This window comes from Streptococcus fryi (genome assembly GCF_053206505.1).
In genome coordinates, this window is sequence record NZ_JBRUGW010000048.1 from 1 (window position 1) to 10,593 (window position 10,593).

Genomic DNA, 10,593 nt, shown 5'->3' on the forward strand with positions numbered 1-10,593 from the left:
AACTCGAGAGAGGTTTTTTGGCGGGGTATTATGTCTAAAAAGATAGTTTATATACCATTCTAACATCGAAAACCCTTATAATATCAGCGTAAAACGTTCAATTTTACTTTCTATATTATTCCCACTCGCTAATAGTCAGATATTGATTGACTAGAATTGTTGATTTTATAGCGTTTGATAATACAATCAATAAGTATTATTCGTTATTATTTGAATGTGTTGTTGTTGAATTGTTGTTAAGGTTTATCTAAGTATTCTTGTAATTCTGCCGTTATTGTGGTCAGAATTTTTTTTTGCTTGTCATCTAGCATATGTATTTCTTCTAGCTCATTTGCTAGTTCTTGTAATGTACGTCTATCTTGTATTGCTTGTATCCAAATTGAGTGCTTAAAGGTATCAAGTTCTCTCGATGAAAAATTTTGTATTTTACTAATATCAATATCTCTTAATGGCACATAATTTATCATAGAAAATTTAGTTTGTCCAAGGAGTTCATCTGTTGTGGTATCAAGTATGCTTGATAATTTTACAATATTTTCTAGGGTAGGTTCAGTTCTACCATTTTCCCATTTAGCATAAGCACTTTGCCCAATATCTAACATCTGGGCTATCTTTTCTTGGGTGTATCCTCTATTTTTTCGTTTTTCTTTTAATCTATTTGGAAAATCTAACATAAAAAGACCTCTTTCATAAAAATTCCAAACAAGACTATTTTTTAATTGACAATTAGTCTTATTTGGACTAAACTATAATTAGTCCTAGTGAGACTAATTATACCAAACTATACAAATGTTTGGCAAGTGAAAGTGAGGTAATGACTTATGATTGTATAAAAAAAGTCTTTGAGAAAAACGTTACTCAAAGACATAAGAAAAATTGTTAAGTAAATTATAGCATAGAAAATGAAAGAGGTAAATAATAATGGCAAATAACAAAATAAAACTAACAAGCGAACTGTCACTTAAAGATATGGCTTTAGATAGTTCTCAATTTTACATCCCTAAAAAAGTAAAGATTAACTTTACTCAAGCCCGTCCACGTAATAAATATAAAGACGGCAAACCTACTGATATTGTTGACAGTTATCTGCTTAACGGTATTGATGAACGGACTGCAAGTGCTGTTGAACAAGGCTTGATTGATATTGAAGATGTCAAAACAATCACTATTGAGGTGTTAGGTAGTCTTGATACGATTGAAGAAGCAATCGCAAATGCACAGTTTGCTTTTGTTGAGTTGCTTGATTATAAGGTTATGGCTCAATGGGTAGATGGTCGCAATCCAAGCTATAAGGGACTAAAATTGGTTTCTAGTGGTTTGAAACTGCTTTAAGGTGCTAGCAAATAATTGAGACAAGTGGTGAGGTCAAGTGACTAATGACTAGTGACTAGGGCGGTCATAGACCGCCTGACGGCACGACGGCATGACGGCACGCCAGACCAGAACCACGTAGTCCTCAATTATTTAGTGATTTTGTTGTTTTCATAAATTTTCATTTTTAACCGTGATATTGAAGAGCATTTTGTCCTCAAGAGTTTTTTGGCATAGTATATGCCCATATGCCCAAAATACTATGCGCGCACCATTCTAGGACTTGACGACAGAATGGTGCAAAACAAGGAAAAACCTTGATTTGAAAGCATTTCTCCGTGGGACATCGGAACGGTCCAGCGTACGCGTTAGGGAAGAAAAACAGCCAAAATCATGGGTTTATACTTGGGCATATACATGGGTATATACTCGAAAAAATGGAGTATATGCCCAAAAAAATGTTGAAAAACCATTGAAAATGGAAAGAAAATAATTTTTGAAAGGAGATAATATATGACGAAAAGGATTAGAAATAAACGATTTTTGATTGAACAACAATTAAAATCTAACTATTGGGATTGGTCAATACAAGAAAAACAATTACTTGATGATTGGGAAAAGAATAAGGAACAAATTTTTAGAATTATTTTTGACCGTGTTAGAAGTTTGGTTGAAGATGATGAGTTTGTAGAGTTTGCGATAGTGGTACATGATAAAGATATATCCTATGGTACAAAATTGGTAGAGCCTCATATCCATGCTTATATTGATTTTCCTAAACGTATTGACTTATCAAAAGTGGCTATGGCATTAGGTTTGGAACGTGAACGGATTGAAACTCCAAAATCAAAAGGTGGTCGTGCTTATACACGTATTAACGCTTTAGCCTATCTTATCCATGCTAAAGATAAAGACAAGTATCAATATCCTATTGATGATGTCGAAACCTTTGAAACGCTTGATTACGAAAGTTTTATCAATCAAAACAGAGATGATTTTGAAAAATATGCAGCAACTAAAAAGCGTGAAAAGTCAGATGAAAGTCTTGATTTAGTTTTATCCAAAGTCCAAAAGGGAGAATTAAATTATTTGGAAGTTATGGAAGATGATGAACTAGCTTTCTTATTTGCTAATAACCAACAAAAATTTAGAGAGAGTTTCAACTTTTTTGGTGAACGTGAAACCGTCTTACGTTTAAAGGATTTAAAAAAGGGCAACTATCAGCTAACAGTTCTTTATATTCAAGGTGAACCAGGTATAGGTAAAACCCACCTTGCAAATGAACTGATTTTAAAGGTGTCTGAACGTTTAAGAGAAAACGGATTAAAAGGGGAATGCTATCCTGCTAGTTCAAAAAATCCATTTGATAATTATTACGGTGAAGAAATCTTATTTTTAGATGATTTACGAGAAGATAGCTTATCTGCGAGCGACTGGTTAAAATTGTTTGACCCACTTAATTCTGCTAGAATGTCGGCACGTTACCAAAATAAGTTAGTTGTTCCTAGATTGATTGTGATGACAGCTTATATGTCACCAAAACAGTTTTTCGGTAATATTAAAACAGAAGATTTAAACCAGTATTTAAGACGTGTTAATTTTTCGACAGAGATATCTAAGAAACACGGTATGGAAAAACCTTTTTATAGTGTGTCAGAAGTTAAGAAAGATAAAGCTAATGCGCACTATCAACGTTCTGATGGCTCTAGTGTTGTTTTAAATTTTAATTATGAAGATTTGTATTCATCACAAAATAAAGATGAGTTTATCACAAATTTATTAGACAAGTATATTTATCCTAGAATTTTGCCTAAGAAAGTAAAGGACGTGACAAATGACTAGGAAGATTGTTATATTCACAGTACGCACTAAAAAAAATCAAACGTATCTTGTCGATTTTAGACAAGATCCACAATTGTATCAATACTTGCCAGATATTTATATCTTTTTACAAAGTAAAGTAAGGTATTGCAAACTAAAAAAAATGATGCAGTCGGCAAACCGCATCAAATATAAAAAACAACTAAGAAAATTATAACATGAAAGGGAAATAAAAACTATGTTTGTGGTAAAAAAAGATTTAATGAAACTTGGTTTTAGTTCTTGGCAGGCTATGATGTTAGTAAAGCAAGCAAAAGCAAAATTAGCTAGTCAAGGACTAACGTGGTATGAAAGTAAGGGGTTGGGTCGAGTACCTTTAGAAACAGTTGAGGAAATTTTGGGTGTAAAAATTGATGAAACTGATTTGCTAGATAAGGAAGTAGCAGAACATGCCTAAAATTTCTAATGTTTATTCAATGCCAAATGGTACATTTAGAGCGTCTGTATCGCTTGGATTCGATACTATAACAGGTAAAAGGATACATAAGTTCAAAAACGGCTTTAAAACGCAAAAGGAAGCTTTAGAATGGCGCATGAGAATACTTGCTGATTTTGGAAAAGGTGCATTATCAAGCAATAGCTCAATGACGTTTAAAAAATTCCTAGATGATTATTTTATACCAGATTATCAAAGTCAAGTTAGACAACGTACTTTTGATATGTCATGTTCAAAGTTTAAAAGACTAACCTATTTTGATAATATGAAATTATCAGATATTCTACCTCCCCATGTTAAGCAATGGCAGAATGCCATGTTTATTGAAGGACTATCAAATAATTATATCCGTTCTGTTCATCAGATATTACAACAAGTTTTTGATTTAGCCGTTCGCTTAGGTATGTTGCAGACTAATGTTGCCAAGACTGTCGGCAACGTGAAAAAAGACCGTCCGAAAGTGGACTTTTGGACAGTCGAGGAGTTCCAACAGTTTATTGCTACATTTGACAAGAATAACATCTATGATTTGCTTTATTTTACAACTTTTTGGTTCTTCTTCATGACTGGTGTTCGTACTAGTGAGTTACAAGCTATTGAGTGGTCCAAAATTGATTTTAGTAGTGGTACAGTCTTGATAGATTGCTCAATGTATTATAAAAATCAAAACGAATGGTGTATTACGGAAACGAAATCTATTTCAGGCATTAGACTGCTTTATCTTGATGATGATACCTTGAAATATCTCAGAGACTGGAAAAAGGCTCAATTCCAGATGGGAGAATGCAGATTTGTATTTTCCTTGGCAGATAATCCATTAGTAAAGTCAACGTTAAAACGTGTGTTGCAGGTGCATAGTGAGTTTGCTGGCGTAAAATCAATACGTATTCATGATTTAAGACATTCACATGCAAGTTTTATGTTGTCTCTTGGTATGAATGATTTAGAAATGCAAAATCGCTTAGGTCACTCAGATATTAAGACTACTTTAGGCACATACTCTCATTTAAGACCTAATGCTATGAAAGAGGTTGCTAATCGAATGACTGGAAAAGTTGTAGTTTTAGAAAGCAATGTTAGGTCGTCAAACTTTAAAGGGAATCAACATACGCTCAAATTTAATAAGTAATTTACTTGTTAAACTATTTTCTTTTATACAATAAAATTCTCTCCCTTAAAAAGTTACGTTTCACTAGTTGACCAACATTTGTTGATGGAGACAATAACCTATCCATATCTAAAAAATCAACGTCCTCACTAAAAATATTGGAAACTTCTCCAACTAATGACATAATGTCATATCTATCATCTAAATCATCATAGGCTAAATCAACATCACTTGATTCATCAGCTTCACCACGTGCATAGGAGCCAAAAAGATACACTGCCGAAAGGTTATACTTCTTAGCAACTGGTACTATTTTTTCACGAATTTCGTCTATTGTATAAACCATAGCAAGTACTCCTTTTTAGATTATTATATCAGAATTTTAGACTGGTAACACTCCTTTTTGAAGTTTGACTAGCGTAGTCTGTTGAACGAAAAAAGGAGTCATCAACGCAGTTGATAAAAATGATCTGTTTTTGTTGCTAAACTGTTGTCAATACAAACTAAAAAGCCTTAGAAATGTTGATTTCATAGGCTTTTTATACTTATTAACTCTATTCCCACTCGCTAATAGTCAGATATTGATTGACTAGAATTGTTGATTTTATAGCGTTTGATAATACAATCAATAAGTATTATTCGTTATTATTTGAATGTGTTGTTGTTGAATTGTTGTTAAGGTTTATCTAAGTATTCTTGTAATTCTGCCGTTATTGTGGTCAGAATTTTTTTTTGCTTGTCATCTAGCATATGTATTTCTTCTAGCTCATTTGCTAGTTCTTGTAATGTACGTCTATCTTGTATTGCTTGTATCCAAATTGAGTGCTTAAAGGTATCAAGTTCTCTCGATGAAAAATTTTGTATTTTACTAATATCAATATCTCTTAATGGCACATAATTTATCATAGAAAATTTAGTTTGTCCAAGGAGTTCATCTGTTGTGGTATCAAGTATGCTTGATAATTTTACAATATTTTCTAGGGTAGGTTCAGTTCTACCATTTTCCCATTTAGCATAAGCACTTTGCCCAATATCTAACATCTGGGCTATCTTTTCTTGGGTGTATCCTCTATTTTTTCGTTTTTCTTTTAATCTATTTGGAAAATCTAACATAAAAAGACCTCTTTCATAAAAATTCCAAACAAGACTATTTTTTAATTGACAATTAGTCTTATTTGGACTAAACTATAATTAGTCCTAGTGAGACTAATTATACCAAACTATACAAATGTTTGGCAAGTGAAAGTGAGGTAATGACTTATGATTGTATAAAAAAAGTCTTTGAGAAAAACGTTACTCAAAGACATAAGAAAAATTGTTAAGTAAATTATAGCATAGAAAATGAAAGAGGTAAATAATAATGGCAAATAACAAAATAAAACTAACAAGCGAACTGTCACTTAAAGATATGGCTTTAGATAGTTCTCAATTTTACATCCCTAAAAAAGTAAAGATTAACTTTACTCAAGCCCGTCCACGTAATAAATATAAAGACGGCAAACCTACTGATATTGTTGACAGTTATCTGCTTAACGGTATTGATGAACGGACTGCAAGTGCTGTTGAACAAGGCTTGATTGATATTGAAGATGTCAAAACAATCACTATTGAGGTGTTAGGTAGTCTTGATACGATTGAAGAAGCAATCGCAAATGCACAGTTTGCTTTTGTTGAGTTGCTTGATTATAAGGTTATGGCTCAATGGGTAGATGGTCGCAATCCAAGCTATAAGGGACTAAAATTGGTTTCTAGTGGTTTGAAACTGCTTTAAGGTGCTAGCAAATAATTGAGACAAGTGGTGAGGTCAAGTGACTAATGACTAGTGACTAGGGCGGTCATAGACCGCCTGACGGCACGACGGCATGACGGCACGCCAGACCAGAACCACGTAGTCCTCAATTATTTAGTGATTTTGTTGTTTTCATAAATTTTCATTTTTAACCGTGATATTGAAGAGCATTTTGTCCTCAAGAGTTTTTTGGCATAGTATATGCCCATATGCCCAAAATACTATGCGCGCACCATTCTAGGACTTGACGACAGAATGGTGCAAAACAAGGAAAAACCTTGATTTGAAAGCATTTCTCCGTGGGACATCGGAACGGTCCAGCGTACGCGTTAGGGAAGAAAAACAGCCAAAATCATGGGTTTATACTTGGGCATATACATGGGTATATACTCGAAAAAATGGAGTATATGCCCAAAAAAATGTTGAAAAACCATTGAAAATGGAAAGAAAATAATTTTTGAAAGGAGATAATATATGACGAAAAGGATTAGAAATAAACGATTTTTGATTGAACAACAATTAAAATCTAACTATTGGGATTGGTCAATACAAGAAAAACAATTACTTGATGATTGGGAAAAGAATAAGGAACAAATTTTTAGAATTATTTTTGACCGTGTTAGAAGTTTGGTTGAAGATGATGAGTTTGTAGAGTTTGCGATAGTGGTACATGATAAAGATATATCCTATGGTACAAAATTGGTAGAGCCTCATATCCATGCTTATATTGATTTTCCTAAACGTATTGACTTATCAAAAGTGGCTATGGCATTAGGTTTGGAACGTGAACGGATTGAAACTCCAAAATCAAAAGGTGGTCGTGCTTATACACGTATTAACGCTTTAGCCTATCTTATCCATGCTAAAGATAAAGACAAGTATCAATATCCTATTGATGATGTCGAAACCTTTGAAACGCTTGATTACGAAAGTTTTATCAATCAAAACAGAGATGATTTTGAAAAATATGCAGCAACTAAAAAGCGTGAAAAGTCAGATGAAAGTCTTGATTTAGTTTTATCCAAAGTCCAAAAGGGAGAATTAAATTATTTGGAAGTTATGGAAGATGATGAACTAGCTTTCTTATTTGCTAATAACCAACAAAAATTTAGAGAGAGTTTCAACTTTTTTGGTGAACGTGAAACCGTCTTACGTTTAAAGGATTTAAAAAAGGGCAACTATCAGCTAACAGTTCTTTATATTCAAGGTGAACCAGGTATAGGTAAAACCCACCTTGCAAATGAACTGATTTTAAAGGTGTCTGAACGTTTAAGAGAAAACGGATTAAAAGGGGAATGCTATCCTGCTAGTTCAAAAAATCCATTTGATAATTATTACGGTGAAGAAATCTTATTTTTAGATGATTTACGAGAAGATAGCTTATCTGCGAGCGACTGGTTAAAATTGTTTGACCCACTTAATTCTGCTAGAATGTCGGCACGTTACCAAAATAAGTTAGTTGTTCCTAGATTGATTGTGATGACAGCTTATATGTCACCAAAACAGTTTTTCGGTAATATTAAAACAGAAGATTTAAACCAGTATTTAAGACGTGTTAATTTTTCGACAGAGATATCTAAGAAACACGGTATGGAAAAACCTTTTTATAGTGTGTCAGAAGTTAAGAAAGATAAAGCTAATGCGCACTATCAACGTTCTGATGGCTCTAGTGTTGTTTTAAATTTTAATTATGAAGATTTGTATTCATCACAAAATAAAGATGAGTTTATCACAAATTTATTAGACAAGTATATTTATCCTAGAATTTTGCCTAAGAAAGTAAAGGACGTGACAAATGACTAGGAAGATTGTTATATTCACAGTACGCACTAAAAAAAATCAAACGTATCTTGTCGATTTTAGACAAGATCCACAATTGTATCAATACTTGCCAGATATTTATATCTTTTTACAAAGTAAAGTAAGGTATTGCAAACTAAAAAAAATGATGCAGTCGGCAAACCGCATCAAATATAAAAAACAACTAAGAAAATTATAACATGAAAGGGAAATAAAAACTATGTTTGTGGTAAAAAAAGATTTAATGAAACTTGGTTTTAGTTCTTGGCAGGCTATGATGTTAGTAAAGCAAGCAAAAGCAAAATTAGCTAGTCAAGGACTAACGTGGTATGAAAGTAAGGGGTTGGGTCGAGTACCTTTAGAAACAGTTGAGGAAATTTTGGGTGTAAAAATTGATGAAACTGATTTGCTAGATAAGGAAGTAGCAGAACATGCCTAAAATTTCTAATGTTTATTCAATGCCAAATGGTACATTTAGAGCGTCTGTATCGCTTGGATTCGATACTATAACAGGTAAAAGGATACATAAGTTCAAAAACGGCTTTAAAACGCAAAAGGAAGCTTTAGAATGGCGCATGAGAATACTTGCTGATTTTGGAAAAGGTGCATTATCAAGCAATAGCTCAATGACGTTTAAAAAATTCCTAGATGATTATTTTATACCAGATTATCAAAGTCAAGTTAGACAACGTACTTTTGATATGTCATGTTCAAAGTTTAAAAGACTAACCTATTTTGATAATATGAAATTATCAGATATTCTACCTCCCCATGTTAAGCAATGGCAGAATGCCATGTTTATTGAAGGACTATCAAATAATTATATCCGTTCTGTTCATCAGATATTACAACAAGTTTTTGATTTAGCCGTTCGCTTAGGTATGTTGCAGACTAATGTTGCCAAGACTGTCGGCAACGTGAAAAAAGACCGTCCGAAAGTGGACTTTTGGACAGTCGAGGAGTTCCAACAGTTTATTGCTACATTTGACAAGAATAACATCTATGATTTGCTTTATTTTACAACTTTTTGGTTCTTCTTCATGACTGGTGTTCGTACTAGTGAGTTACAAGCTATTGAGTGGTCCAAAATTGATTTTAGTAGTGGTACAGTCTTGATAGATTGCTCAATGTATTATAAAAATCAAAACGAATGGTGTATTACGGAAACGAAATCTATTTCAGGCATTAGACTGCTTTATCTTGATGATGATACCTTGAAATATCTCAGAGACTGGAAAAAGGCTCAATTCCAGATGGGAGAATGCAGATTTGTATTTTCCTTGGCAGATAATCCATTAGTAAAGTCAACGTTAAAACGTGTGTTGCAGGTGCATAGTGAGTTTGCTGGCGTAAAATCAATACGTATTCATGATTTAAGACATTCACATGCAAGTTTTATGTTGTCTCTTGGTATGAATGATTTAGAAATGCAAAATCGCTTAGGTCACTCAGATATTAAGACTACTTTAGGCACATACTCTCATTTAAGACCTAATGCTATGAAAGAGGTTGCTAATCGAATGACTGGAAAAGTTGTAGTTTTAGAAAGCAATGTTAGGTCGTCAAACTTTAAAGGGAATCAACATACGCTCAAATTTAATAAGTAATTTACTTGTTAAACTATTTTCTTTTATACAATAAAATTCTCTCCCTTAAAAAGTTACGTTTCACTAGTTGACCAACATTTGTTGATGGAGACAATAACCTATCCATATCTAAAAAATCAACGTCCTCACTAAAAATATTGGAAACTTCTCCAACTAATGACATAATGTCATATCTATCATCTAAATCATCATAGGCTAAATCAACATCACTTGATTCATCAGCTTCACCACGTGCATAGGAGCCAAAAAGATACACTGCCGAAAGGTTATACTTCTTAGCAACTGGTACTATTTTTTCACGAATTTCGTCTATTGTATAAACCATAGCAAGTACTCCTTTTTAGATTATTATATCAGAATTTTAGACTGGTAACACTCCTTTTTGAAGTTTGACTAGCGTAGTCTGTTGAACGAAAAAAGGAGTCATCAACGCAGTTGATAAAAATGATCTGTTTTTGTTGCTAAACTGTTGTCAATACAAACTAAAAAGCCTTAGAAATGTTGATTTCATAGGCTTTTTATACTTATTAACTCTATTCCCACTCAACAGTTGCTGGTGGTTTGCTTGTGATATCGTAGACGATACGGTTGACATGGTCAACTTCATTGACGATACGTGTTGAAATTTTTTGGAGCACTTCCCAAGGAAGTTTGGCGAAGT

Annotated in this window: 13 protein-coding genes; 8 read left to right on the forward strand and 5 right to left on the reverse strand. The window is 33.2% G+C overall.

Annotated elements, in window-relative coordinates:
- Positions 1-236: 236 nt before the first annotated feature.
- Entirely contained in the window at positions 237-674 is a 438-nt protein-coding gene (locus ACVRZH_RS09450; protein WP_447455043.1) for a helix-turn-helix domain-containing protein, read from the reverse strand.
- A 247-nt stretch (positions 675-921) separates the two neighbouring features.
- Here ACVRZH_RS09450 and ACVRZH_RS09455 point away from each other — a divergent pair, with 247 nt between their 5' ends.
- From ACVRZH_RS09455 to ACVRZH_RS09470, 4 genes are all read left to right on the forward strand, one after another.
- On the forward strand, positions 922-1,332 hold the full coding sequence (locus ACVRZH_RS09455) for a hypothetical protein (RefSeq protein ID WP_447455044.1): 411 nt from the start codon (positions 922-924) through the stop codon (positions 1,330-1,332).
- A gap of 492 nt (positions 1,333-1,824) precedes the next feature.
- Positions 1,825-3,153, forward strand: coding sequence for a Rep family protein (locus ACVRZH_RS09460; RefSeq protein ID WP_447455045.1), 1,329 nt, complete (start codon positions 1,825-1,827; stop codon positions 3,151-3,153).
- Positions 3,154-3,370: 217 nt separating this feature from the next.
- Positions 3,371-3,589, forward strand: a complete 219-nt coding sequence (locus tag ACVRZH_RS09465; RefSeq protein WP_447455046.1) for a DUF3173 family protein — start codon at positions 3,371-3,373, stop codon at positions 3,587-3,589.
- On the forward strand, positions 3,582-4,757 hold the full coding sequence (locus ACVRZH_RS09470; RefSeq protein WP_447455047.1) for a site-specific integrase: 1,176 nt from the start codon (positions 3,582-3,584) through the stop codon (positions 4,755-4,757). Before ACVRZH_RS09465 ends, ACVRZH_RS09470 begins: the two co-directional genes overlap by 8 nt.
- A 13-nt stretch (positions 4,758-4,770) precedes the next feature.
- On the opposite strand, the gene ACVRZH_RS09475 is transcribed toward ACVRZH_RS09470, so the two are convergent.
- Entirely contained in the window at positions 4,771-5,082 is a 312-nt protein-coding gene (locus tag ACVRZH_RS09475; RefSeq protein WP_447455048.1) for a nucleotidyltransferase family protein, read from the reverse strand.
- Between the two features lie 329 nt (positions 5,083-5,411).
- Positions 5,412-5,849 carry a helix-turn-helix domain-containing protein gene (locus tag ACVRZH_RS09480; protein ID WP_447455043.1) on the reverse strand — a complete coding sequence of 146 codons (438 nt, stop codon included), beginning with the start codon at positions 5,847-5,849 and terminating at the stop codon, positions 5,412-5,414.
- Between the two features lie 247 nt (positions 5,850-6,096).
- On the opposite strand from ACVRZH_RS09480, the gene ACVRZH_RS09485 reads away from it, so the two are divergent.
- The 4 genes from ACVRZH_RS09485 to ACVRZH_RS09500 all read left to right on the forward strand — a co-directional run bounded on the left by ACVRZH_RS09485 (position 6,097) and on the right by ACVRZH_RS09500 (position 9,932).
- The gene (locus tag ACVRZH_RS09485; protein WP_447455044.1) at positions 6,097-6,507 is read left to right on the forward strand and encodes a hypothetical protein; all 411 of its coding nucleotides are present in this window, start codon (positions 6,097-6,099) and stop codon (positions 6,505-6,507) included.
- Positions 6,508-6,999: 492 nt separating this feature from the next.
- The gene (locus ACVRZH_RS09490) at positions 7,000-8,328 is read left to right on the forward strand and encodes a Rep family protein (protein WP_447455045.1); all 1,329 of its coding nucleotides are present in this window, start codon (positions 7,000-7,002) and stop codon (positions 8,326-8,328) included.
- Positions 8,329-8,545: 217 nt separating this feature from the next.
- The gene (locus tag ACVRZH_RS09495; protein WP_447455046.1) at positions 8,546-8,764 is read left to right on the forward strand and encodes a DUF3173 family protein; all 219 of its coding nucleotides are present in this window, start codon (positions 8,546-8,548) and stop codon (positions 8,762-8,764) included.
- A complete protein-coding gene (locus ACVRZH_RS09500) occupies positions 8,757-9,932 on the forward strand; it encodes a site-specific integrase (protein WP_447455047.1) in 1,176 nt (391 codons plus the stop codon). The genes ACVRZH_RS09495 and ACVRZH_RS09500 overlap by 8 nt, the downstream gene beginning before the upstream one ends.
- A 13-nt stretch (positions 9,933-9,945) precedes the next feature.
- Here the strand turns inward: ACVRZH_RS09500 and ACVRZH_RS09505 are convergent, their stop codons facing one another.
- Both ACVRZH_RS09505 and ACVRZH_RS09510 read right to left on the reverse strand, forming a co-directional pair.
- On the reverse strand, positions 9,946-10,257 hold the full coding sequence (locus ACVRZH_RS09505) for a nucleotidyltransferase family protein (RefSeq protein WP_447455048.1): 312 nt from the start codon (positions 10,255-10,257) through the stop codon (positions 9,946-9,948).
- Between the two features lie 208 nt (positions 10,258-10,465).
- On the reverse strand, positions 10,466-10,593 hold a 128-nt coding region (locus ACVRZH_RS09510), incomplete at its 5' end, for a GMP synthase (glutamine-hydrolyzing) (RefSeq protein WP_447455049.1).